The 23,181-nt window shown below is 63.9% G+C and carries 21 protein-coding genes and 1 riboswitch; of the genes, 10 read left to right on the top strand and 11 right to left on the bottom strand.

The features are described 5' to 3' along the window. Positions 1 to 71: 71 nt before the first annotated feature. From ACR30Z_RS21055 to ACR30Z_RS21045, 3 genes are all read right to left on the bottom strand, one after another. Positions 72 to 914: a hypothetical protein gene (locus tag ACR30Z_RS21055; protein WP_144651640.1), complete on the bottom strand. Its 843-nt coding sequence runs from the start codon at positions 912 to 914 to the stop codon at positions 72 to 74. A gap of 7 nt (positions 915 to 921) precedes the next feature. Then, positions 922 to 1,082: riboswitch (cyclic di-AMP (ydaO/yuaA leader) on the bottom strand. A gap of 132 nt (positions 1,083 to 1,214) precedes the next feature. Next, the gene (locus tag ACR30Z_RS21050) at positions 1,215 to 2,711 is read right to left on the bottom strand and encodes a HAMP domain-containing sensor histidine kinase (protein ID WP_434374494.1); all 1,497 of its coding nucleotides are present in this window, start codon (positions 2,709 to 2,711) and stop codon (positions 1,215 to 1,217) included. Between the two features lie 3 nt (positions 2,712 to 2,714). Beyond that, positions 2,715 to 3,455: a response regulator transcription factor gene (locus ACR30Z_RS21045; RefSeq protein ID WP_434374493.1), complete on the bottom strand. Its 741-nt coding sequence runs from the start codon at positions 3,453 to 3,455 to the stop codon at positions 2,715 to 2,717. A gap of 661 nt (positions 3,456 to 4,116) precedes the next feature. On the opposite strand from ACR30Z_RS21045, the gene ACR30Z_RS21040 reads away from it, so the two are divergent. Further along, positions 4,117 to 4,983: a winged helix-turn-helix domain-containing protein gene (locus ACR30Z_RS21040; protein ID WP_090825043.1), complete on the top strand. Its 867-nt coding sequence runs from the start codon at positions 4,117 to 4,119 to the stop codon at positions 4,981 to 4,983. Positions 4,984 to 5,118: 135 nt separating this feature from the next. Further along, positions 5,119 to 5,643 carry a SixA phosphatase family protein gene (locus ACR30Z_RS21035; protein WP_144651646.1) on the top strand — a complete coding sequence of 175 codons (525 nt, stop codon included), beginning with the start codon at positions 5,119 to 5,121 and terminating at the stop codon, positions 5,641 to 5,643. 3 nt (positions 5,644 to 5,646) lie between these two features. Here ACR30Z_RS21035 and ACR30Z_RS21030 read toward each other — a convergent pair whose 3' ends face one another. Beyond that, complete coding sequence (locus tag ACR30Z_RS21030) at positions 5,647 to 5,946, bottom strand: hypothetical protein (protein WP_434374492.1); 300 nt, start codon at positions 5,944 to 5,946, stop codon at positions 5,647 to 5,649. A gap of 143 nt (positions 5,947 to 6,089) precedes the next feature. Further along, positions 6,090 to 7,010: a LysR family transcriptional regulator gene (locus tag ACR30Z_RS21025; protein WP_144651650.1), complete on the bottom strand. Its 921-nt coding sequence runs from the start codon at positions 7,008 to 7,010 to the stop codon at positions 6,090 to 6,092. Positions 7,011 to 7,082: 72 nt separating this feature from the next. Here ACR30Z_RS21025 and ACR30Z_RS21020 point away from each other — a divergent pair, with 72 nt between their 5' ends. Continuing rightward, the gene (locus ACR30Z_RS21020) at positions 7,083 to 8,015 is read left to right on the top strand and encodes an EamA family transporter (RefSeq protein ID WP_144651652.1); all 933 of its coding nucleotides are present in this window, start codon (positions 7,083 to 7,085) and stop codon (positions 8,013 to 8,015) included. On the opposite strand, the gene ACR30Z_RS21015 is transcribed toward ACR30Z_RS21020, so the two are convergent. Both ACR30Z_RS21015 and ACR30Z_RS21010 read right to left on the bottom strand, forming a co-directional pair. Beyond that, positions 7,972 to 9,450, bottom strand: coding sequence for a gamma-aminobutyraldehyde dehydrogenase (locus ACR30Z_RS21015; RefSeq protein ID WP_434374491.1), 1,479 nt, complete (start codon positions 9,448 to 9,450; stop codon positions 7,972 to 7,974). The two genes, ACR30Z_RS21020 and ACR30Z_RS21015, sit on opposite strands and share 44 nt — an antisense overlap. Before the next feature lie 110 nt (positions 9,451 to 9,560). Continuing rightward, positions 9,561 to 10,238 (bottom strand): TetR/AcrR family transcriptional regulator, encoded by a 678-nt coding sequence (locus tag ACR30Z_RS21010; protein WP_434374490.1) that lies wholly within the window; start codon positions 10,236 to 10,238, stop codon positions 9,561 to 9,563. A 179-nt stretch (positions 10,239 to 10,417) separates the two neighbouring features. Here ACR30Z_RS21010 and ACR30Z_RS21005 point away from each other — a divergent pair, with 179 nt between their 5' ends. From ACR30Z_RS21005 to ACR30Z_RS20975, 7 genes are read left to right on the top strand one after another with little or no spacing between them, the layout of a single operon-like run. Then, positions 10,418 to 12,109 (top strand): amidohydrolase, encoded by a 1,692-nt coding sequence (locus tag ACR30Z_RS21005; protein ID WP_434374489.1) that lies wholly within the window; start codon positions 10,418 to 10,420, stop codon positions 12,107 to 12,109. After that, positions 12,106 to 13,791, top strand: a complete 1,686-nt coding sequence (locus ACR30Z_RS21000; protein WP_434374488.1) for an ABC transporter substrate-binding protein — start codon at positions 12,106 to 12,108, stop codon at positions 13,789 to 13,791. Before ACR30Z_RS21005 ends, ACR30Z_RS21000 begins: the two co-directional genes overlap by 4 nt. A gap of 1 nt (position 13,792) precedes the next feature. Beyond that, positions 13,793 to 14,821, top strand: coding sequence for an ABC transporter permease (locus ACR30Z_RS20995; RefSeq protein ID WP_434374487.1), 1,029 nt, complete (start codon positions 13,793 to 13,795; stop codon positions 14,819 to 14,821). Further along, positions 14,818 to 15,675, top strand: coding sequence for an ABC transporter permease (locus ACR30Z_RS20990; RefSeq protein ID WP_434374486.1), 858 nt, complete (start codon positions 14,818 to 14,820; stop codon positions 15,673 to 15,675). The genes ACR30Z_RS20995 and ACR30Z_RS20990 overlap by 4 nt, the downstream gene beginning before the upstream one ends. Beyond that, the gene (locus ACR30Z_RS20985; RefSeq protein ID WP_434374485.1) at positions 15,672 to 17,276 is read left to right on the top strand and encodes a dipeptide ABC transporter ATP-binding protein; all 1,605 of its coding nucleotides are present in this window, start codon (positions 15,672 to 15,674) and stop codon (positions 17,274 to 17,276) included. The genes ACR30Z_RS20990 and ACR30Z_RS20985 overlap by 4 nt, the downstream gene beginning before the upstream one ends. 43 nt (positions 17,277 to 17,319) lie before the next feature. After that, positions 17,320 to 18,738, top strand: coding sequence for an NAD(P)/FAD-dependent oxidoreductase (locus ACR30Z_RS20980; RefSeq protein WP_434374484.1), 1,419 nt, complete (start codon positions 17,320 to 17,322; stop codon positions 18,736 to 18,738). Between the two features lie 8 nt (positions 18,739 to 18,746). Next, positions 18,747 to 18,908 (top strand): hypothetical protein, encoded by a 162-nt coding sequence (locus ACR30Z_RS20975; protein ID WP_434374483.1) that lies wholly within the window; start codon positions 18,747 to 18,749, stop codon positions 18,906 to 18,908. A gap of 15 nt (positions 18,909 to 18,923) precedes the next feature. Here the strand turns inward: ACR30Z_RS20975 and ACR30Z_RS20970 are convergent, their stop codons facing one another. The 4 genes from ACR30Z_RS20970 to ACR30Z_RS20955 all read right to left on the bottom strand — a co-directional run bounded on the left by ACR30Z_RS20970 (position 18,924) and on the right by ACR30Z_RS20955 (position 23,123). Further along, positions 18,924 to 19,505 carry a hypothetical protein gene (locus tag ACR30Z_RS20970; protein WP_434374482.1) on the bottom strand — a complete coding sequence of 194 codons (582 nt, stop codon included), beginning with the start codon at positions 19,503 to 19,505 and terminating at the stop codon, positions 18,924 to 18,926. Positions 19,506 to 19,657: 152 nt separating this feature from the next. After that, positions 19,658 to 20,305 (bottom strand): TetR/AcrR family transcriptional regulator, encoded by a 648-nt coding sequence (locus ACR30Z_RS20965; protein ID WP_434374481.1) that lies wholly within the window; start codon positions 20,303 to 20,305, stop codon positions 19,658 to 19,660. Then, a complete protein-coding gene (locus ACR30Z_RS20960; protein ID WP_434374480.1) occupies positions 20,302 to 22,338 on the bottom strand; it encodes a YhgE/Pip family protein in 2,037 nt (678 codons plus the stop codon). Before ACR30Z_RS20960 ends, ACR30Z_RS20965 begins: the two co-directional genes overlap by 4 nt. Continuing rightward, the gene (locus ACR30Z_RS20955; RefSeq protein WP_434374479.1) at positions 22,335 to 23,123 is read right to left on the bottom strand and encodes an ABC transporter ATP-binding protein; all 789 of its coding nucleotides are present in this window, start codon (positions 23,121 to 23,123) and stop codon (positions 22,335 to 22,337) included. Before ACR30Z_RS20955 ends, ACR30Z_RS20960 begins: the two co-directional genes overlap by 4 nt. Positions 23,124 to 23,181: the final 58 nt, after the last annotated feature.

Here is a 23,181-nt window from a genome sequence, read left to right as displayed (position 1 = left end):
GTTCCCGCCATCCGCTCCAGTAAGAACTGAGGCAAACGGCGGAAGCCGGGGCGGCAATCAAACAGCTTGGCTTAGTACCAGTTGTTCGCCAAGTGGAAGCCCAGGGCAGCCGACGGGGATCCGTAGCGTTCCTTGATGTAGTTCAGGCCCCACTTGATCTGGGTCTGGTAGTTGGTCTGCCAGTCGGCACCGGCCGTGGCCATCTTGGAAGCCGGCAGGGACTGGACGATGCCGTATGCGCCGCTCGAGGCGTTCGTGGCAGTGGTCCTCCAGTTGGACTCCTTCTCCCACAGCGTGTTCAGGGCAGTCATTTCACCCGGACCCCAGCCGTAGTTGCCCAGGATGCTTGCAGCGTAGGCCTTGGCGGCTGCGGGATCGTCCACGGCCTTGGGGGCGGCAGCGGCTGCTGCAGCCTCTGCGGCGGCAGCGGCAGCAGCGGCGTCGGCAGCTTGCTTGGCAGCAGCGTCAGCGGCGGCCTTTTCAGCGGCAGCCTGGTCGGCGGCAGCCTTCTCCGCAGCGGCCTTTTCAGCGGCAGCCTGGTCGGCGGCAGCCTTCTCTGCGGCCGCCTTTTCAGCGGCTACCTTGTCTGCAGCGGCCCGGTCGGCTGCACCCTTTTCGGCGGCAGCGTTCATGGAGGCGGAGATTTCAGCAGACTTGTTGGTGCTGATCCGGGCGTTCGCCTGGGTCTCTGCGACGCGGCTCGCCTCGGGGAGGGTCAACGCTGCGTTGGCGGCCGTGCCGAGGGATGCAACGCCCAGTGCGGCGGCCACAACACCGGCAACAACCGACATGCGGTGGCCGGACTTGCCCTGGCGGGCTGCGTTCTTAAGGACTGCCTGCGACTTGGTCAGCGGTGCGTCGTGTTCGTCGCGGTGACGCGCGGAAGGGCGCGTCTGATCATTAAATTCAGACATGTTTGTGATTACCTCTCAGCGCCTGCGGAGTTAGCTGTCGGGTTCGGATGAGGTCATCCGGCCGCGCATCACGCTGCGGCTTCACCCCAAGGGCCGGCAATAAATGCCTGGGCCCGGAGACTCTGGGTCCCCCGTCTCTGCCTCGAAGAAGAACGGACTCCGGGAAGTGGCAGAGCTCGGCGCATCCCGGATGCGGGTCAGTTGGGGCGACCCACCCTTTCGACGGTACAGGAGGTTTCCCCAGAAGTCACATTTAGGTAACAGAGATCACCATCCCGGTGAGTCGCCTTGCCGGATTCGTTACACGCGCTCGTTGCTGACGGCGGGCAGGCGGAGGGCGAATTCCGTACGCCCTGGACGGGAGGTCACTTCAACGCTGCCACCATGCGCTTCCACAATGGATTCCACGATGGACAGGCCCAACCCGGAGGTGCCCTCCGATCCCGACCTGGCGGCGTCAGCGCGGGCAAAGCGGGAGAAGATCCGGCTCTGGAAATCCTCCGGAATGCCCGGTCCGTTGTCGGTTACCGTAACCACTGCGCTGCCATCGGCGGAGAGCATGACTCCGGTGACCACGGTGGTGCCGGCATCGGTGTGTTTGCGGGCGTTGGACAGCAGGTTGGCCAGTACCTGGTGCAATTGTGTGGCGTCACCCCTCACTGTGATGGGTTCGTCCGGGAGCTGAAGCTGCCAGATGTGCTCCGGGGCCATGACTTTCTCATCACTCACTGTCTCGATCACCAGCTGCGTCAGGTCAACGTCCGAGACCTTTACTGGTTGACCCTCGTCCAACCTTGCGAGCAGGAGGAGGTCCTCCACCAGCGTGGTCATCCGTTCGGATTGGCTTTGGACCCGTGCCAGGGATTTCCGGCCGTCATCGGTGAAGTTTTCGGTCATCCGCAGCAGTTCTGTGTAGCCGCGGATAGCGGTCAGCGGTGTACGAAGCTCATGCGAGGCGTCCGCCACGAACTGGCGGACCTTGGTTTCGCTTTCCTGACGGGCTTCCAGCGCACTGGCCACGTTATTCAGCATTTGATTCAGGGCGTGGCCAACGCTGCCCACTTCCGTTCCGGGATGGGAGGCCGACGGCGGTACGCGCACCGCAAGTGCCACTTCGCCGGCGTCGAGAGGCAGCCGGGAAACCTTCGTGGCCACTTCGGAGAGCTGCTCAAGCGGCCTCATGGTCCGCCGAATGATCACTGTGCCTGCCAGGCCAATCAGCACGAGGCCGCCCAACGAAACCCACACCATGGTCCATACGAGCGAGGCCTCGGCGCTTTGCTTGTCCGCAAGCGGCAGGCCGGTCACGATCACGTCGCCGGAGGTGTCCACGGCCACCAGCCGGTAGTCGCCGTTGGACAGCGAACGGTCCACAGGGCGGCTGTCCTTGGGGAGCGACAACAGGACCTGCTCGTCGTCTGCGGAGAGTGAAACGCGATTGCCTTGGGCGTCGATCAAGCCCGAGCTCCTCACGGTGGTTCCATCGATCCGCGCGTTGAGGGTTCCAGCGGCCTGGCCCCGGGCCTCCAACGGGTCAGGCCTTCCGGACGGTGACGAAGGAAAGTTCGACGGCGGCCTGCCGAAGTCATTCGCGCGGCTGGACGCCTGCTCCAACTGCCTGTCGAGCTGCCTGTTAAACACCATGTCCATGGAGGCGTAGCTGACTACCCCCACGGCAGCGCAAATCGCTACCAACAGGGCCATGGCCACCAGGACCAATCGGGTGCGAAGGTGCCAGGTGGACGGGTTGAGCCAACTGCGCTGCGACTTCCTGGCCACTCCTGAAAGTGTGCTCAACGTTTAGTCCGCAGGCTTGATGACGTATCCCGCACCGCGAATGGTGTGGATCATGGGCGGATGGTTCGCTTCGATCTTCTTGCGCAGGTAGGAGATGTAGAGCTCCACGATGTTGGCCTGCCCACCGAAGTCGTAGTCCCACACCCGGTCCAGGATCTGTGCCTTGCTGACCACCCGTTTGGGGTTTTCCATGAGGTAGCGCAAGAGTTCGAACTGGGTGGCAGTCAAGGAGATGTCCTCACCGGCCCTCGTCACCTCGCGGGTGTCCACGTTGAGGGTGAGGTCTCCCACCACCAGCTCCGCGGTGTCCATGGCTGCCACGCCGGAACGCTGAACCAGCCGGTGCAGGCGCAGGAGAACTTCCTCCATGCTGAAAGGTTTGGTGACGTAGTCGTCGCCCCCGGCCGCCAAGCCAACAATGCGGTCCTGGACGGCGTCTTTTGCAGTGAGGAACAGGGCGGGAACTTCCGGGGCGAAAGCACGGATGCGGTTAAGGACCTCCACACCGTCGAAACCGGGCAGCATGACGTCCAGGACCAGCACGTCCGGCCGGAAGTCCTTGGCAACTTTCACTGCCTCCGGTCCGTCTCCGGCTACCGCAACGGACCAGCCCGCCATGCGCAGGCCCATGCTCATCAATTCGGCGAGGCTGGGTTCGTCGTCCACCACCAAAGCACGGATAGGGGAACCGTCCGGGTGGGAGAGCTGGGGAAGGTTGTTGGTCATGGAGTGCGAGGAGGCCATGGGACAACTCTCCAATCTGCTGGTTTGCCAGCGCTTTGCCGGTCCTGTGAGGACGCTGTGAACTCAACACTAGCGAGGTGGGAGTCCGGCGTGGTGAAGCTAGGGATAGGCCTGACGGGCTGTTTCTACAGCTTGTAGCAGATTTCGGGCAGAAAATTGTCGAAGGAGACTACCCGCGATTGGACAACAACTGTTTCAGATCGTGAGATTCCGCTCGAGGGTGGTTCGTGGGAACCAAGGTGCACATGATGCCCTATTTGCCGAAGATCATTCACTGGATTGCTAATATTTCGTGTCTCAGCCGAATGAAATGGCATTCATTTATGGCGTCCAGTGAATTGTGATTTGCGACACAATAGACCTCTACGTCTCAAAATGTGGACGGTTCGGCGCTTTGTTACTTGCGTGTTGCCATTGTTACGTTGCACACTTCCAATGTGAACAAGAACTCAACAGCACCTGCAGCCGCAGCAACCTGGCCCAGCACACCCGCTGGCCATGATGACCGCTGTTGTCGAATGCAAGCCTAACTTTCCACCCCAAGAAGTTTCAGGCATTCGCCCCCTAGCCCAGCGTTGGGCGCCCCTCCCCAAACTCATTGCGGGGACAACCAGCATTCGAAGCCGCGATGACGGCTATTCACTTTTGAGGTAAGCACTCCATGTCAGTTGCATCTGGATACGTCCACATCTCCGTCCGTAACGCCAACAAGGCCGCGTCAAACGCAGGGCTCCGCCCCGGCTTCGGCAACCGCCCCGGCTATGCTCCTGCCCAGCAAGGCGCAGGCCAGCAGGCTCCCGGTTACGTGCCGCAGGGCTACAACCCCAACTCCTATGGCCAGTTGCGCGCAGTACCCACCGCCGAGCCGGCACCCATGACTGCGCCCACCCCGGTGATCGCCCAGTCGGACAGGCTCCGCCCTGTTGCCAACGACAACGTGGCCCGCGGCTTTGTGCTCTACATGGGCATTGACGAAGAAACCGCCGCTGCGGCCGGAACATCCATTGCCAAGCTCGCCCAGGAAATCCGGGCCTACGCACAGTCCCTCGTGACCGGTGCCGAGAGCTACGCCGCCGTCGCCGTGGCCCCCGCCGGGGCACCCGGGTCCGCGCTCGACGTCGTGCGTTCCACCTTTGGCGACCCGACGGTGGCCTCCCGCCAGCGCACCGAAGCCGCCCGCCCCGCGCCGCAGCAGGAATCCCGTCCGTCCGGCGTGCTGATCGACCTTGCGCGCCGCGAAGTCCACCTGGACGGCGAGTCGCTGAACCTGACGTTCAAGGAATTCGAACTCCTCAACTACCTCGTGGAAAACGGCACCCGCACCGTTGGCCGCGATGAGCTGCTCGAGGGTCTGTGGCGCAACGCCGAAGAGGTGCCGAACGAACGAACCATCGATGTCCACATCCGCCGCCTCCGGTCCAAGCTTGGCCGCCTGGCCAATACGGTCCGCACGGTCCGTGGGCAGGGCTACCGCTTCTACGAGCACCCCGAGGTCATCGTCTGGGCCGCTCCGGAATACTCGATCTAAGCTACTGCTGCAGCCGAATGGCGGCACCATCCCTCTGCGCAAACAACGGCGCTATCGGGATGTGCCGCCATCCGTCTTTGGTCGTGCCCAGTGAGCATTGGCCTCCACGGCTAAGGGGGCGGATAGGGTTGGTTTATGAGTGACCATCACATCAAGCGCCTGGTGATCATGCGGCATGCCAAGGCTGATTGGCCCATGGGCGTTCCGGATCATGAACGTCCGTTGGAGGAACGTGGCCACCGCGAGGCCCCCCTTGCCGGCAAATGGCTGCTCAAGCACGGTGTGGTTCCCGATTTCATCCTGTGCTCTTCAGCGCTGAGGACCCGCCAGACCTGCACCTGGGTGTGCGATGAGCTCGGAGACAAGGCACCGACGCCCAAACTTGAGGACGGTCTGTACTCCGCTTCGGCCAACCGCATGTTGACGGTCATCAACCACGTTCCAGACACAGTGACCACGTTGATGGTCATTTCCCACATGCCCGGGGTCCAGGACCTCGCCATGCACCTGGCTTCCCGCGATTCGGACCACGACGCGTATATGGATGCCGCTACCCGCTACCCAACGAGTGCGTTGACGGTAATGGAAACGGAAAAGACGTGGGCTGAACTCGATGGGCAGGATGCCCGGCTGACGCACTTCAAGGTGCCCCGCCACTAGCCACTATTGCGAGCTGCTTGGGTCTCCGTAGGCCAGCTGCGGCATGCACATGCAGCGAAGCTCGAACACCGGCAACCCCGCGGCTTCCTCGCCGTGGCCCGTGGCGATCAGGTATTCGCCGTCGAACATGTACACCGGCAATTGGGGTGCCATGTAGTCGTTGTATCGACTCGGATAGACCCATTGCCCGCGGATATCGAAGGCGGGCAGCGCGTAGGTATCCCGGCGATTGTGGGCGCTCGGATAGAGTCCGTCGTCGATCATGATGTAGCTGGCCAGGCCATACGTGTGGTGGTAGTTCATGTCGGTTGGAAATAGGATCGCTTCCACAGTGCGGGCCCCTTCAAAGAGTCGACGGCCGCGCTCCGGGACGGCGCGGCAGCTAGGTAAGGTTAGCCTAAGCTAACACCTGCCTGACGGTCGAATGTTCCAGAGTGTGACATTCGTCAAACTTGCGGAACGGGCAGTTCCCGGGCGGCCACTTCCCGCAACAGGCGTACGGCGTGCCGGATATTGGGGCTGGCCGTCATGGTCTTGCGATAAACGATCCCCACTGAACGCTGTTGCACTGGATTGACCACCGGAACAGCCACCACGCCGGCCGGCAGCGCGGGCCTGCCAAGCCGTGGAACCAGCGCGATCGCAACCCCTTGCTCCACCATGGCGATGTGCGTGGAGAAGTCAGGATCGTAGACGCGGATGTCCGGAACCCGGCCAAGGCCGGCGAAGATCTGCAGAAGTGCCTCGTTGCAGATGGCGCCCGCCGGGGTGCTGATCCAGGTCTCATCCAGCAGGTCTTCACGCTCGACGGCGGCACGCCCCGCCAGGGCGTGGGTGCTGTTGACGAGCACGTCGGCTTGGTCGATGCAGAGGTCCTCGTGCACCAGGTTGTCCGGGATCACCAGGGGGACTGAGTTCCAATTGTGCACCACGGCGAGTTCAGCCTCGCCCGAGGCCACCCGCTGGACGGCTTCACGGGGATCCTCTGCCAGCACGGTGACGTCCAGCGTGGACTGAGTGGCGGCCAGGCGACCCAGGACTGGCCCCACCAACCCACGGCACGCCGTGGAGAATGCCACCAGTCGCAGCAGGCCGGAGGGCTTCGAAGGATCGGCCAAGAGGGTGGCTTGCAGTTCCTCCAGCTCACCCATGATCCGCCGGCCGTAGCCAGCAAGCGCCAGGCCGCGCTCCGTCAGCAGCACCCCGCGGCCGTTGCGCTCAAGGACCGCTACGCCAGTCTGCTTTTCGAGTTTCTTGATCTGCTGCGAGACCGCGGACGGACTGTACCCCATCACATCGGAAGCGGCCACCACGGATCCATGCTGTTCCACTGCGACGAGGGCCCGCAAAGCTGAAATGTCGATCATGAAGCAAATCTACTCGGTTCCATACTGAATTCAACGCTGGTGCTTCATCGGAAAGAGAGTCAAAGTGGAGTTGTGAACCTCCGCCACTCCGCCCTTGCCGTCCTGGTTGCCGTCCTCTGGGGCATCAACTTCGTCGCGATCGACCTTGGCCTGCACGCCAACGGTCGCGATGTCCCGCCACTGCTCTTCGTGGCCATGCGCTTCCTGCTGGTCGTCTTTCCCTTCATCTTCTTCATCCGGAAACCGGACGTTGGCTGGAAGGCGATCATCGGCGTCGGGCTTTTCATGAGCGCCGGGCAATTCGGCCTCCTGTACCTGGGCATGGCACTCGGGATGCCTGCCGGGCTGGCATCCCTGGTGTTGCAGGCGCAGGTACTGTTCACTGTCCTGCTGGCGGCCCGGTTCCTTGGCGAGAAGCCCAGCAAGAGGCAGATGCTGGGCGTGGTGCTGGGCATCGCGGGCTTGGCGGTGGTGGCGGCGGGGCGAAGCGCCGTGGCTCCCGTGCTTCCGCTGATGATCGTCCTTGCGGCAGCGTTGTCCTGGGCGATCGGTAACGTGGTGGCCCGGCATACCAAGGCTGCCTCCGGTCTGGGCTTGGTGGTGTGGTCAGGCGCGGTGGTGCCACTTCCGCTGGCGGGATTGTCGCTGGCGGTGGATGGTCCGGACGCCGTGTGGGCCACGCTCATCGATCTTCAGCCAGCAACCATCCTGAGTGCCATCTACACGGCGGTGTTTGCCTCACTCGTGGGCTACGGCATCTGGAACCGGCTGTTGTCGCTGTACCCGAGTTCCGACGTCGTGCCCTTCACTTTGCTGGTCCCGGTGGTGGGGATGACGGCGGCGTGGCTGGTGCTCAATGAGGTTCCCACGCCCGCCGAAATTACCGGTGGGCTGATCCTGCTCCTCGGCGTGGCCACTGCGGTACTCGGCGCTGGACGGAAAAGCCAGGCACCGCAAGGGCTCAGCGGAGATCGAAGATGGTCCGGTGCCAGTTCTTCTCGGTAACGTCGTCCAGTTCGAACATCACGTGCTTCACCTGGGTGTACTCCTCAAAGGAGTATGCGGACATGTCCTTGCCGAAGCCGGATTGCTTGAAACCGCCGTGGGGCATCTCGGAAATGATGGGCACGTGGTCGTTGACCCACACGCACCCGGCCTTGATATCGCGGGTGGCACGCAAGGCCCGCTGCAGGTTGTTCGTCCAGGCTGACGCGGCCAGGCCATAGACGGTGTGGTTGGCCAGCTGGATGGCTTCGTCGTCGGTGTCGAAGGGGAGAACCACCAGGACGGGGCCGAAGACTTCGTCCCGTACGATCTCCGAGTCAGGCGCCGCATCAACCACCACTGTGGGCCGATAGAAGGCGCCCTTTTCAAGGCGGCCATCGATGGGAGCGTAGCCGCCCGCCACAATCTTGCTGTAACTGCGTGCGCGCTCCACCATGCCCGCCACGTGGTCCCGCTGCTTGAAGGACACCAGGGGGCCGAGGTCCACATCGGTGTCTCCGGGGGCACCCAGGACGATCCCCTCGAAGCGGGCAGCGAGTTTCACCACGAACTCCTCGTAAACGCTCCGGTGAACGATGGCCCGCGTGGCCGCCGTGCAGTCCTGGCCAGTGTTGATGAGCGAACCCGCCACGGCGCCGTGCACAGCGGCGTCCAGGTTGGCGTCGTCGAACACCACAAACGGTGCCTTCCCGCCCAACTCGAGATGCACGCGCTTGGCGTTGACGGCCGCAGCCTCCAGGACGGTGCGGCCAATGGCGGTGGACCCCGTGAACGAGACCATATCCACGTTGGGATGCCGCATGAGGGCCGCGCCCACTGTGGCGCCGTCGCCCACCACCACGTTCACCACGCCGTCGGGCAGTCCCGCATCGCTGAGCGCTTGGGCGAACATCAGCGCGGTCAGTGGCGTGATCTCGGCGGGCTTCAGGATGATGGTGTTCCCCGCAGCGATGGCAGGCAGGATCTTCCACGCCGCCATCTGCAGCGGGTAGTTCCACGGCGCAATGGATCCCACCACGCCGATGGGCTCGCGCCGGATGGACGAGGTGTGATGCGGGGAGTACTCGGCGGTGGCTTTGCCTTCGAGGTGGCGGGCAGCACCGGCGAAGAAGCCGATGTTGTCGATGGTTCCCGGGACATCGAATTCCCGGGTCAATCGGAGTGGCTTCCCGGTCTGTGAACTCTCAATCCGGCAAAACTCTTCCGTGCGTTCCTCCATGATGCGGGCGAATTTCTGCAGGATGCCGGCGCGTTCGCCAGGGGCGGTGCGCGACCACGCCGGGAAGGCACTGCGCGCAGCTGCCACCGCGGACTCAAGGTCCGTCAGCGATGCGAGTCCCACCGATTCCACCACTTCTGAGGTGGCTGGGTTGATGACGTCGAGGCTCTGTCCGGACGTGCCGGGCTGCAGTTTTCCGTTGATGAACTGGTGCATGGTGCCATGCTTTCCCTGCCGGGCGACAGTGCCAGGGCAGTGCTGAATGAACGACGCCGGAGGTGTCGTCGTGCGGTTAGGGCGGGTTGCGTGGGTGGCCAGGCAGGCGGTCAGGCCTGCGTGCTTTCGCGCTCGGCGCTGTCCAGGATGGCTGCGAGGCCAGCCTGGAAGGCCTTGAGGGAATCGAGGGTTTGCAGTGCTGCGTGGTGCTTTTCGAGGAGCGGGTGCCCTGAAATACGTGTGAAGACCCGGGGGTTGAGCCAGGGATCGTGGCCCTCGGAGTCCGGGAGTCGCTGGATCTCCACCGCAATCCCGGCGCCCAGTGCGAGGGTGTAGCTTTCCAAAGCGGCGTAGTAGTGCACTACGCGGTCTTCGGCCAGCCCGGCGTCGGTGAGGCATTGCAGGACGAACTCGATGGCCTTGAGTTCGCCGGGGCCGTAGGTATCCGTGGCGAAGGATTCGCTGCCGAGGGAGGGGTGCTGCATGAAGACCCTGAGCAGCTCATCCAAGTAGGCCTCAAGCCGGGTACGCCAGTCCTGATCGCGTGCCGATGCCAGGGTGCGCTCCACCGACGTCATGAACAACTGGTCCAGTGCCGCCCGGACGATGGCGTCGCGGTTGCGGAAATGCCGGTAGACCGCGGTGGCGTCTACCTCAAGTTCCTGTCCCAGCCTGCGGACGGTCAGCCGCTCGCCGAGTTCCTGGCTGGAAATCCGGAGGACAGCGTCAATGATCGTGGCCGGGTCCAGGCGCGTGCGGCGGTCCGTCGACTGTGCTGGCTGCACCATCAGTTTGTCCGCCTTCCATGCGTTCCCGGTTGATTATCAACCTACATGATTCATGGCTGCCTCCTTCCGAGGACCAGTCAAAGTCTTTGTCAGCACTGATGTCAACACTGTTGACTTAATTGTGATCCGGCTCATAGTCTGTCTCGCAGAGTTGAATTTCCCCACGAAAGGACTCGAACGTGCACGCAGAGATTTTGTTTGAGAACGGATGGGTGTACACCGGCAACGACGCCGGCCCCATCCGGGCAAACCTGGCCATCGCGGATGGACGGATCATCGCCGTCGGCAGCCCCGAGGCCGTCAACGGAACTGCCGCACCGGACACCCGCCGGGTGGACTTGGACGGCCAGTTACTGGTCCCGGGCTTCCAGGATGCCCATATCCACCCGATCTTCGCCGGCGTCGAGATGCTGCAATGCGACCTCACGGAGGCGACCACCGCGGAGGAGGCCGTAGCCAAGGTCGCCCGTTACGCTGTGCAAAACCCGGGCCAACCATGGATCCTCGGTGCGGGCTGGTCCATGGACCTCTTCCCCGGAGGAACGCCGACGCGGGATTTGCTGGATGCTGTGGTGCAGGACAGGCCGGTGTATCTCCAGAACCGGGACCATCACGGGGCCTGGGCCAATACTGCGGCGTTCGCGGCCGCGGGCATCAGCCGGGACACCCCTGATCCCGCCGGTGGACGTTTTGAGCGCGAGCCGGACGGCACTCCTGCCGGCACTGTCCATGAAGGTGCCATGGACCTCTTCAACGAGGCCAAACCTGCATTGCCTTACAACCTTGCCTACCAGGGCTTGCTCGCGTCCCAAGAGCTGTTGCTTTCCCAAGGGATCACCGCCTGGCAGGACGCCTGGGTGCCCATCCCCGAAGGCGACCATGCGGACAACCTCAAGGTCTACATGGACGCCGCCAACGCGGGCGACCTCAAAGTGCGGGTCACCGCCTGTCAGTGGTGGGACCGGACGGCGGGCCTGTCCCAGCTGGAAGCCATCGTGGAACGCCGCGATACCGTCCGGGACTCTTTCAACCCCCTGGTCCTCAGTGCCAACACGGTCAAGGTGATGGTCGATGGAGTCGCCGAGAACTTCACTGCCGCCATGCACCACGTCTACCTTGACCACCACGGACACCATACGGACAACCGCGGCATCGAGTTCTTCGAGACAGGAGAGCTTAAGGCATTCGTGACCGCAATCGACGCGTCCGGGATGCAGCTCCACTTCCATGCCCTGGGCGACCGTGCCGTGACTGACGCTTTGGATGCCCTCCAAACTGCAAGGGACGCCAACGGTGCCAACGATCACCGACACCACCTGGCACATCTGCAAGTGGTCCGCAGCGAGGACACGGCGCGCTTTGCGGAGCTCGGAGCCGCAGCCAACGTGCAGGCTCTCTGGGCTTGCCACGAGGATCAGCTGGACACCCTGACCCTGCCGTTCCTGGAACCGGGCGCCGAGGCGCGGCACTACCCCTTTGGGGAGCTTGCTGCAGCCGGGGCACGATTGGTGGCCGGAAGCGACTGGCCTGTGTCCACTGCCGATCCGCTCGCCGCTATCCACGTGGCCGTCAACCGCACTGCGCCGGGGGAGGACCTGCCGCCCCTCGGCCCTGAATCACAGAAACTCAGCCTCAAGCAGATCCTGGATGCCTACACCCAGGGAACGGCGTGGATCAACCATATGGAGGCTGAGACAGGAACCCTGGAACCCGGGAAGCTTGCTGACTTGGCGGTCCTGGACGTCAACCTCTTCGACCTCCCCCAGCAGGAATTGCACAAGGCGGTGGTGACGCAAACGTGGATCGGGGGCGAGTGCGTCTACGACCGCGCGGCAGCCCGCCGGAACCAGCACACTGCGGTGATGCAGTGAAGCCGCAACCAGCGAAAGGCGCCGTCAGACTGAAACCGCGGACGACGCCGTCGCGCATCACAGCGGTGGGCGTCGCCGCCGTCGTGGCGGGCCTGGTTCTGGGCGGCTGCGGCGTCCGTCCCGCCGGTGTGACCGACGCCGCCGGGGGAGCCAAGTTCACGCTGTCCGACTCAACGCCGGCACCCGCCAAGGAGATCGAGAACTTCAATTGGGCGATGTACGCGGAACCGTTCTCGCTGGACTACGCCTATGCCTTTGACTACCCGGACAACACTGTCCTGTCGAATGTCTGCGAGTCGCTCTTCCGCTGGAACGCGGACCTGTCCACATCGCCCGGCCTGGCCACCGGCGTGGAGAACCCGGACCCCCTGACGTGGGTCTACACCATCCGGCAGGGCGTGAAATTCCACGACGGCAGCGAGATGACAGCGGACGATGTTGTCGCTTCCCTGAGCCGCCATGTGGACCCCGAAGTGGGCTCCTTCTGGGCCTCCGCCTACCAAAATGTGGAGTCCATCGAGAAAACCGGGGACTTCGAAGTCACGGTGACCACCACCCGGCCGGACTACGTCTTCAACGCGTCCCTGGTGGGAGCTACCGGCGTGGTGGAGTCCGCCAAGACCCTGGAAGCAGCAGGCAAGGACTACGGGAATTCCAGCACCGGCGTGAACTGCACCGGGCCCTTCCAATTCGATCAATGGGAAGCCGGAGAAAGCATCACCCTCAAGCGCTTCGACGACTATTGGGACCCGGAACTCAAAGCCAAATCCCAACAGGTCACCTTCAAGATGCTGCCGGATGCCACGTCCCGCATCAACGCCTTCCAGACCGGCGAAATAGACGGGGGCTTCGCCATCCCGTCCAACGCCATGGACATCCTCAAAGCCAACAAAGACGCCGGCTCGCTGTACTTCGGCAAGGACACCTCGGTGCAAAGCATGGTGTTCACCAACCTCGGCGGCACGTTCCAGGACGTCAGGGTTCGCAAGGCGCTGATGATGGCCATCAACCGGGAAGCCCTGATCAAGGCTGCGGAACAGGGTTACGCCTCCGGCACTGACGCCCTCACCACCCGGAACGTGTGGAAGGACGTCTCACAGGAAACAACCGACGAGGCTTTCGACGGGCTCCTGTCCACGCCATACGACGTGGAAGAGGCCAAGAAGCTCATCAAGGAAGCCGGAGCCAAGGGCAGCAAGTTCGTCTTCGCCACGGCCTCCCTCAACGCGGCTTTTGACATCACGGCACGGGCCATTGCATCAGCGGCAAAGGAGATCGGGCTGGAGCCCGAAATCCAGACCATGTCCAACGACAAATACACCACCCTGTTCTCCGATCCCGAAGCCCGCAGGAACGTGGACCTGCTGGTGACCTCGTGGTACCTGTCCAGCACTGAGCCCTTGGAAATGTACAGCGTGCTGCGCACCGGAGACTTCAGCAACTACGGAGGCTGGAGCAACCCGGACTTCGACAACCTCGTGAACACCGCCTACGGCGAGCAGGACCCTGACGCCCGCGGCAAGCTCACGGGCCAGGCCGCCAAACTGGCCAGCGAGGAAGTGGTGTGGGGGCCCCTCTACGAAACCGTCACCACCATGTGGCTGGGCAAACGCATCACCGGGGCGGACCCGTCCATCAACTACATGTACTTCCCGTGGGCAGCCAAAATTGGAGGTCTCTGACATGGCCGTAATGGATCAAGCGCAGGCGCCCGCACCCCCACAGGGTCCGGCGGGCAAACGGGTCAAGAGCAGGGCAGCGCGCCCAGCGGCTTACATCACAAAGAAGGTGCTGGCCCTGGTGGCGACACTGTTTGTGGCATCACTGGCCGTCTTCTTCTCCCGCTTCCTTGTCCCCGGCGACCCGGCACGCTTCCTGCTCAGGGGACGCAGCCCCAAGCCCGAAGCCCTGGAAGAGATCACCCGCCAGTTCGGCCTGGACAAGCCGGCCTGGGAGCAGTACCTGAACTGGCTCGGCGGCATCCTGCAGGGTGACTGGGGACGCTCGCTGACCTACCGCCAGGACGTCTCGGACGTGCTGCTCGGCCGGTTGCCCACCACCCTTCAACTCGTGGCGCTCGCCGCCGTCTTCATCACCATCCTGGGCCTGTTTGCCGGGATCGTGGCCAGCCTGAACAAAGGCTTCGGTGACCGTTTCATCCTCATCACCCTCACCGCAGCCGGCGCCGTGCCACCCTTCGTGGCGGCCATCGCCTTGGTGGCACTCTTCTCCGTGGGCTTGGGCTGGTTCCCCTCTTTTGGAAGCGGCGACGGCGGCTGGGACCGGATCTGGCACCTCACCCTCCCGGCGCTCGCCCTGGGCATCACGTACATCGCCATGGTGGCGCGGGTGACACGCTCCTCCATGAACGAACAACTCCTCCGCGAACATGTGGAAGTGGCCACCAGCCGCGGACTCACCCGCGGATCCGTGGTGGCACGCCACGTGCTGCGCAACGCCCTGGGGCCGATTCTCACGGTGAGCGGTGTGCTGGTGGCCGGTCTCCTGGTCTCCAGCGCCATTATCGAGAGGACTTTCGGGCTCTCCGGAATCGGGCAGCTCCTGGTGCAATCCATCGACAGGCTGGACTTCGCCGTGGTCCAGGCAATCGTCATGGTGGTGGTGGCGGCCTTCGTCCTGGTCAACACCGTGGTTGACCTCATCCAGCCCCTCATAGATCCGCGAATCGCGGCCGGAACGGAGTCCCGATGACCTTAGCCATCTCACTGCCGCAGGCTGGCCTTCGCCGCTACGGCAGCCTCTTGTCACCATTGGCGTGGGTCGCGCTCGCCGTTGCCGCCGCCGTCGTACTCCTTTCGCTGTTCGCCCCGGTCCTGGCGCCTTACGACCCCGACTATGTGGACCTCAACAACGTCCTGGCCGGTCCCGGCGCGCAGCACTTGCTGGGCACTGACGCGCTGGGCCGCGACCTTCTCAGCCGGCTCATGCATGGTGGACGGACCTCGCTGCTGGGGCCAACCATCGTGGTGATCGGATCGACGGTCTTGGGCCTGTTGCTGGGCCTGGTGGCCGGCTGGTCCGAAGGCTGGCTGGGGAAGGTCCTTGGCCGGGTTTTCGACCTTCTCTTCGCTTTCCCTGCGCTGCTGATGGCCATGCTCGCCATCGCCTTGTTCGGTAAAGGCCTCTTCGCTCCCATCCTGGCCATGACCATCGCCTATGTGCCCTACGTTGCCAGGCTGGCCCAGTCGCTGGTGGTCGCCGAGCGCAGCCGACCCTACGTGCAGGCGTACCGGGTGCTCGGCTTCCGGACGCCGTGGGTGGTACTCGGCAGGGTGCTGCCCAACCTCATTCCCACAGTCGGCGCGCAATCGACGTTGAACTTCGGCTACGTGCTGGCCGACCTCGCCGCGCTCTCCTTCATCGGTCTCGGGGTCCAGCCACCCACCAGCGACTGGGGCGCCATGATCGAGGAATCCCGGGGCGCGCTCCTGGGCGGCTACATTCTGCCCGCTTTCTGGCCAGCGTTGGTGGTGGTCCTGGTAGTGGTGGCCGTCAACGTCATTGGCGAGGAACTTTCAGACCGCATCGGAGGAAAACTGTCATGAGCCAGCTCCTGAAGATTGAAGATTTTACGCTCGGCTTTGCGGACAGGCCCCCGCTGCTGGACAGCGTCTCCCTGCACGTGAACGACGGCGAAGCGGTCGCCTTGGTGGGGGAATCCGGCTCAGGTAAGTCGTTGACCACGCGGGCCGCGCTGGGCTTGTTTCCTGGCGGCTCCGAGTTCTCCGGAACCGTGTCTGTTCAGGGCCTGAATACCCTGACGGCCAGCAAGCAACGGCTCATGGAACTGAGGCGTGGCCACGCTTCCATGATTTTCCAGGACCCCCGGGCGGGCATCAATCCGGTCCGGACCGTGGGGGACTTCCTCACGGAGACTTTGCTGCGTTTTCACGGGTTGTCCCGCGCCGAAGCTACCGAACGCGCCGTGAAGCAGCTTGAACAAGTGGGCCTCCGCCGGGCCAAGGAGCTCATGGACCAGCACCCGCACCAGCTTTCGGGCGGCATGCTCCAGCGCGTGATGATTGCCGCTGCGCTGCTGAACTCGCCGGATCTGCTGCTCTGCGACGAACCCACCACGGCCTTGGATGTCACAACCCAGGCCGGGATCGTCCGGCTCCTCCGCGAAGAACAGCAATCTCGGGGCATGGGCATGCTGTTCATCACCCACGACCTGAACCTCGCCGCCAGCCTGTGCGAACGGGTCTACGTGCTCCGTCGCGGCACGGTGGTGGAGCACGGCCCTACACGGAACGTGTTCCAGACGCCGCAGCAGGACTACACCCGGCAGCTGGTGGAAGCTACCCCCGTCATTGATGTGGCCGATGTGGATGCACCTGCGGCAGCGGGTGCGCCCTTGCTGGAGGTTTCAGGGGTGTCCAAGACGTACCAACTGCCTCGCGGCGAAGTCATCACAGCTTTGGACAACGCCGGTTTCAGCCTTCCCGAGGGCGGTTCCTTGGGCGTGGTGGGAGAGTCGGGATCGGGAAAGTCCACGCTGGCCCGGCTGGTGGTGGCGTTGGAAACAGCCACGACGGGTGAACTCTCGCTGCGAGGCGTTCCCCGGCCGCACCGGACCCTGAAGGCCGCCGAGCGCAAGGTACTGGCCAAGGACGTCCAGATCGTTTTCCAGGATCCCTATCTGTCCCTGGACCCGCGGATTCCCGTGGGTAACGCCGTGGCCGATGTGTTCCGGCTCCATCAGCGGCAAGGACGCAAGCAGGCCAGGGCCAGCGCAGCGGAACTCCTGGGCAAGGTGGGAATCGGACCGGAACGCTTCGACGCACGGCCGCGAGCCCTTTCGGGTGGGCAACGCCAGCGTGTGGCGCTGGCCAAAGCGCTCGCTGCCCGCCCACGGCTTTTGGTCCTGGACGAAGCCACCAGCGCCTTGGACGTCTCGGTCCAGGCGCAGGTCCTGGAACTTGTGGAGGAGCTGCGCGACCAATTTGGGCTCACGATCCTCTTCGTTACCCACGACCTCGCCGTGGTGTCGCGCCTGTGCTCCGAGATCCTGGTGATGCATCAGGGCCGGATCGTGGAACAAGGCCCCACGGCACGAATCCTTGAGGACCCCGGAGACGACTACACCAAGAACCTTATTGCCTCCCGTCCCCGGCCCTTGTGGGACGCCGAGCCGGTCATTGCCTGAGCAAGCCGGCCAGGAACTTACCCCAGAAACAGGAGAATTTCCCGTGAATACCACCGTTTTCGAACGGAACGTCCCGCAACCCGCCGTCGTCGCCAAGGCCTTGGAGGGTGCCGCCCACCGGCCCTTCTGGATTGACGACGTGAAGGACACTGCCACGCGCTACCCGCAACTCGACTGCGACGCTGCCGCCGACCTCGTGATCGTGGGCGGCGGATACACCGGCCTATGGACAGCGCTTCGCGCCAAGGAACGCGACCCCGGCCGGACAGTGATCCTGCTGGAAGCGGAGCGTGTGGCCTGGGCAGCCTCCGGCCGCAACGGCGGCTTCTGCGAGGCCAGCCTCACCCACGGTCATGAGAACGGCAAGAACCGTTGGCCGGACGAGTTGGAGACCTTGGACCGCCTGGGCATGGAAAACCTGGACCGCATGCAGGAGGCCGTGGAGAAATACGGCATGGACTGCGAGTGGGAGCGCACCGGCGAGCTCAACGTCGCGGTGGAACCCCATCAAGTGGCTTGGCTCCAAGAGGACGACAGCCCGGGAAGCGTCTTCCTGAACCAGGGCGCCGTCCGCGCCGAGGTCAACTCGCCGACCTATCTCGCCGGCCGCTGGCACAAGGATTCCGTGGCCATGGTCCACCCCTACAAACTCGGCCTTGAGCTGGCCCGGGTGGCCACGGAGCTTGGCGTCCGGATTCATGAGGGCACACGCGTACGCGAACTGAAGGACCACGATCGCGGCGTCACCGTTGTCACCGAACGCGGTTCCGTGGAGGCCGGACACGTGGTCCTGGGCACCAACGTCTTTCCGTCGCTGCTCAAGCGGAACCAGTTGATGACGGTGCCGGTGTACGACTACGCCCTCATGACGGAGCCTCTCACCGCCGAACAGTTGGCCGCCATCGGGTGGACCAAGCGCCAGGGGATCGGGGATGTGGCCAACCAGTTTCACTATTACCGGATCACCAAGGACCACAGGATCCTGTTCGGTGGCTACGACGCCCTGTACTTCTGGGGCCGGCGGGTGGACCAACGGCACGAGCATCAGCCCGCCACCTGGGAGAAGATCGCCTCGCACTTCTTCACCACGTTCCCGCAGTTGGAAGGCCTGAAGTTTACGCACAAGTGGGCCGGACCCATCGACTCGAGTACGCAGTTCTGTGCGTTCTTCGGCACTGCCCGCAAAGGCAGGGTGGCGTACGCGGCAGGCTTCACGGGACTCGGAGTAGGCGCTACGGCGTTCGCGGCCGACGTGCTATTGGACCTGTTGGCGGGTCTGGATACGGAGCGTACCCGCGTGGAGATGGTCAGGAAGCGGCCGTTGCCCTTCCCGCCCGAGCCCCTGGCGTCCCTGGGCATCAACCTGACCCGCTGGTCCATGGACCGGGCGGACCACAACCAGGGGAAGCGGAACCTCATCCTCAAAGCGCTCGACGCCGTGGGCCTGGGTTTCGACTCCTGACTCCCATTGTGGGGCCCGCTTTGCGTGTTTGGGCCTCGCGTGGGGGCGTAGAGCAGGCCCCGCAACGCCGGGGCGTCGTGGAGACCGTTGCCCGGTCGGTCCATCCGCCGGAGGAGCCGGGCGATGTCAAGGGTGTCCTTGTCGCGCTCGGCGGCAAGCCCGGGCAGTAGACACAGTTGGGTGTGTCAGCGCTTGGGGGCCGGCTTGCGCTGGGCGGACGCGTTCGACGTCGGCCGCTTGGCTGCCGTGGTTGGCGTGCGGGGCGCTACCGGCCGCTTTGCGGCAGGCCGTTTGGCAGGGGCAGTTGGACGGGAGGCCGGTTTTCTTGGTGTCGGCTTCTTCACTGCGGCAGGCACAGGCCGGTTCGCAGGAGCCGACGCCCGCGAACCAAAGGATGGCACCACAGCGCCGAGGAACATCACTGCCAGCGTTCCGATTCCTGCCACAGCGGCCAAGTAGAAGTAGATGTCTGAGTCCTTGGTGCTCACGGCGCTGCCCATGGCGTTGGCATCCTGGGTGAACGCAATGCCCCACATCCGCAGGAACGCGATGCTGCAACCAATGAACAGGCTGGTTCCCGCGGCGCCGAGCAAAACCACCAGGTAGCGGCGGCGGCTGAAGACCTGCACCAGTGACGCCAGATAACAGACCAGCACGCTCCCCAGGAACAGGTACAGCACCAGCTCCTCGAGGACCACGGCGGCCAGCACCAACAGCCCGAGCGAGACGAAGGCGGCCACCACCGCAAGCTTCCCGCTGTTCCCCATGTGACGCATGAGGTTAATCATCGCCGACCAAGTGGCCACGCCACGCCGTCGTAGATTGCAGTTGAATACCGTTCCGCAAGCTTGTGAGGCCCGCTATGCGCGCCACTTCGCAGCGATGGCACGCAGAGCAGGCCCCGCAGCGTGAAGCTCGGCTACCTGATGACGTAGCCGTGCATGATGGTCATCACGGCTGCCACGCTTTGCTCGCGGGTTCGCTCCGGGTTGTAGGTCTGGCGGTCGAGTCCCACCACGAAGATTGCGCCGAAGATGGCCGCTTCCAGGCTTCCGCGGGCAATGGACTCGTCAACCTTGTACCCGGAGGCGACCCGTTCCACAGCGGAGCCGATGACGGCCAGCAGTTCAGCGCGAAGTTCGGCAAACACGGCGCTCCACTCGCCGGGCGTGCGCCAGTTTTCGCTGACCCACAGGCGTGCGAAGGACGGGTAGTCATCCATGAACTCCATGGCCTGACCCACCATGTTCTTCATGGACTCCAAGGGATCGTCGCTCTGGCCTTCAATGGCTTGGAGGCGGCCCAGCATGATGTCCACACCGTGCCGCAGCAACTGTGCGATGAGGTCCGACTTGCTGCCGAAGTTGTAGTAGACCGTGCCTTTGGAGACCCCGGCCGCCGCGGCGATCTCGTCCACTGTCACTCCAGCGGCACCACGTTCACCGATCAGTTCCATGGAGGCTTCGAAGAGTCGCTGCTTGGTGGCGTTGGTCCGCTCCGGGCGGAGCTTTTTCTCTGCTTGGCCGGACGTGCCTGCTTCTGAACGGACAGGATCGGTGGTGCTCATACGGCGATCTCCGGCTTCAGGGTCTTGAGGGTCCACATCTTGTGCTTGCGGACGGCGAGCGTGGACAGTGCCGCTCCCAGCAAAGTGTATCCAAGCAGGCCCAGTACGGTAGGCCAGATCATGCTGAGCTCACCGCCGTAGATCAGGTGGCGCATGCCGGTGACCACATAACCCATGGGCAGGACCTCATGCACAACGTGGAGTGGCATGGGCGTGGTCTGCCACGGGAACGTTCCTCCGGAGGATACGAGCTGCAGGACCAGCAGGATCAGCACCACGAATTTGCCGGGTGTGCCCATGAGCGCCACGATGCCTTGGATGATCGCGCTGAACGCCATCACCGCGGCCAGCATGAACAGCCACATTCCGATGGGGTGCGCGGGATTCAACCCCAGCCCCAGGTTCACCACCAGGGTGAGGATGGTTGCCTGCAGGACGGAGACCACGAAGAACGGCAGCCAGCCTCCGACGGCAATTTTCCACGCCGGGGCGTTGGACGCCAAGGCCCGCTGGGTGATGGGTCGCATGGCCTGGACCAGCATGAACACGCCAATCCAGAGGGCCAGGGTCAGGAAGAACGGAGCCAGGCCGGCGCCATAGGAACCTGCCTTGGCTTGCGAGACGTTGTCCACGGCGACGGGATCAGCGATCACCTTGGAAACGCTGCTCTTCTGCTCGTCGTTCGGGTTGGGGATCTCTCCGGCTCCCTTGGCGAGCTCGGTGGCCAGGGTGTGCGAACCATCGGAGGCCGTGACAGCGCCGCTGGCAAGCTGTCCGGCACCGTCGTCCAGTTGGCGGGCTCCGTCGTCGAGCTTGACGGCTCCCTCCAAGGCGCTCTGCTGCCCGGCCGCCAGGGTAGATGCGCCGGAATTCAACTGTCCGGCGCCGGCTGCGGCCTTGGAAATCGCGTCGGTGAGTGTTGGCGTTGCACCGGCGAGCTTCGAAGCCCCGGCGCTCACGGCTGCGGACCCGTCCGAGAGCTGCTGGATCTTGGCAGCATCCCCGGAAATCTTGGCCTTGGCGTCCGTCACGGGGCTTGAGGCAGCGGCGGCGTCGAAGTCCGCCAGCACCTTGTCTGCCTGCTCCTGCGTCAGCACGCCCGCGGTGACCAACCGCGTATTGGATTCGACCACCCGGTTACGGAGGCCCTTGTCCGCGGCTTCAAGCTGTCCGACGACGTCTTGGACTTTCGCGTTGAGCTCGGCATTTCCGGCGGCTACTTGGGCGGCGCCATCGGCGAGTTTCTTGGAGTCGGCCGGGAGCGTGGCAGTCTTGTTCTTCAGCTCGTTCAGGCCTGAGCTTAGTTGGCCGGCACCTGCATTGAGTTGCACGGCACCGTCTCGAAGTTGTGTTTGCCCCGAAACAAGCTGGTCAGCGCCCGTGACCAACTGGGTGGTGCCTGTGTGGAGGGTCGCGGCGCCATCACTGAGTTTTCCAACACCCGTGGCAAGCTCCGACGCTCCGTCTGCTGCCTTCACGATGGACGCATGGATGGTGCCGAAACCGGTGAGCAGTTGGTTGGCGGTTTCCTCGCCCACTTCCTTGGCAACAGTCGAGTGCACAGCTGTGGTGAGCTTGTCCACGATGGTGCTCAGGAGATAGTTGTTGGCGTCGTTGGTGGTGACATGGAGCATCGCCTGGTTGGCGGCGTCGAAGCTGCCGGGGGAGACCAGGTTGGCCGAGAAATCCTTGGGAATTCGGAGCGCGAAGGCGTATTCGCCTGTGCGGACGCCCGCATCTGCGTCCTCCGCGCTGGAGACCTGCTTCCAGTTGAAGACGTGGCCCTCAACCAGGCTGTCTGCCACTTTCCTGCCAGCCTGCAGTTCCGTTCCGTCCGACGACGTAGCTCCCGTGTCCTCGACCACCAGGGCGGCATCGATCTGGTTCAGGTTGCCGTAGGGATCCCAGTTCGCGTAGAGGTACACAGCGCCGTACAGCAAGGGCACCATGGTCAGGGCGAGGATGGTCAGCTTGGGCAGGAGCCCGCCGGTCATGCGCTTGAGTTCGGAGCGGGCAAGCCGCAGAACAGTCACTTTGCAGTCCTTTGGAGGTCTTGGGATTCGGGTTCCGCAGCTATGGGCGCTGCGGGAGTTTCAGCTTCTTGGGGTGTTTCCGGTGTTTCCGGGACCGGCTCAGCAGCGTGCTTGGCTTTGGGCTCGGAGGTGGCGGGTTGCGCTTCCGGTTCAGGGGGGTGCGAGACGGAGTTGCCGATCACCGCAGCGGGGCCGGTCCAGTTGTCCGGGAGGGCAGCAACGACTGCGACGACGGCAAGCGGCCGCCCGTCGTCGGACGCCAATGCCTGAAGCCGGGGCAACCAGGCCGCGGGGTCGGCGCTGTGGCGGTCCGGGGTGTCGATCACCAAGAGGTCCGTGGCCGGATCTGCCAGGGCCAACGCGGTGAGGAGTTCAAGGCGGCGGCCGGCCGGGAGTTGTTCGATCCAGAGTCCGGCGATGTCCTCGAAGCTGTTGACCTTCAGCCAGGGCTTGCTCAGCAGTGCGCCACGGTAACGGCGGGGGATGAGGGACAGGTCCTCGGTGACGAGGTCCCGGACGCTGAGGTGTTGTTCAGGCGCGTTGACTCCGGGGGAGTCCACCAGGGCGCTGGCGCGGCGGATCTTCTTGGTTTTGGTGGTGTTGTCCCAGCTGAGGATGCCGTTGCTGGGCTTCATGCGGCCGCTCAGGGCCAACGCCAATGCGGTCCGCTGATCCTGGCCCTCTCCGGCAACGAGCAGGAGTTCGCCGGGGCGGACTTGGAGTGAGGTTGCCGGAAGGAGATCGTCCCGGCGTCCGTTGATCTGGAGTTGCTGTACGGACAGCACAATGGAGCCTTTCGCAGAACTTGTGTCTGCTGAAAGTCTAACTGAACTGACTGGTCAG

It is taken from the genome of Paenarthrobacter sp. FR1, from assembly GCF_051106045.1.
GTDB lineage: Bacteria > Actinomycetota > Actinomycetes > Actinomycetales > Micrococcaceae > Arthrobacter > Arthrobacter nitroguajacolicus_A.
This window is presented reverse-complemented; position numbering and strand designations above follow the sequence as displayed.

Bases quoted from the DNA above. Each gene is read 5' to 3' on its own strand.
- ACR30Z_RS20965 (WP_434374481.1), bottom strand. From the start codon at position 20,305: ATGAGCACCACCGATCCTGTCCGTTCAGAAGCAGGCACGTCCGGCCAA.
- ACR30Z_RS21025 (WP_144651650.1), bottom strand. From the start codon at position 7,010: ATGATCGACATTTCAGCTTTGCGGGCCCTCGTCGCAGTGGAACAGCAT.
- ACR30Z_RS21055 (WP_144651640.1), bottom strand. From the start codon at position 914: ATGTCTGAATTTAATGATCAGACGCGCCCTTCCGCGCGTCACCGCGAC.
- ACR30Z_RS21040 (WP_090825043.1), top strand. From the start codon at position 4,117: ATGTCAGTTGCATCTGGATACGTCCACATCTCCGTCCGTAACGCCAAC.
- ACR30Z_RS21015 (WP_434374491.1), bottom strand. From the start codon at position 9,450: ATGCACCAGTTCATCAACGGAAAACTGCAGCCCGGCACGTCCGGACAG.
- ACR30Z_RS21035 (WP_144651646.1), top strand. From the start codon at position 5,119: ATGAGTGACCATCACATCAAGCGCCTGGTGATCATGCGGCATGCCAAG.
- ACR30Z_RS20970 (WP_434374482.1), bottom strand. From the start codon at position 19,505: ATGGGGAACAGCGGGAAGCTTGCGGTGGTGGCCGCCTTCGTCTCGCTC.
- ACR30Z_RS21030 (WP_434374492.1), bottom strand. From the start codon at position 5,946: ATGAACTACCACCACACGTATGGCCTGGCCAGCTACATCATGATCGAC.
- ACR30Z_RS21045 (WP_434374493.1), bottom strand. From the start codon at position 3,455: ATGGCCTCCTCGCACTCCATGACCAACAACCTTCCCCAGCTCTCCCAC.
- ACR30Z_RS20995 (WP_434374487.1), top strand. From the start codon at position 13,793: ATGGCCGTAATGGATCAAGCGCAGGCGCCCGCACCCCCACAGGGTCCG.
- ACR30Z_RS20985 (WP_434374485.1), top strand. From the start codon at position 15,672: ATGAGCCAGCTCCTGAAGATTGAAGATTTTACGCTCGGCTTTGCGGAC.
- ACR30Z_RS21010 (WP_434374490.1), bottom strand. From the start codon at position 10,238: ATGGTGCAGCCAGCACAGTCGACGGACCGCCGCACGCGCCTGGACCCG.
- ACR30Z_RS20990 (WP_434374486.1), top strand. From the start codon at position 14,818: ATGACCTTAGCCATCTCACTGCCGCAGGCTGGCCTTCGCCGCTACGGC.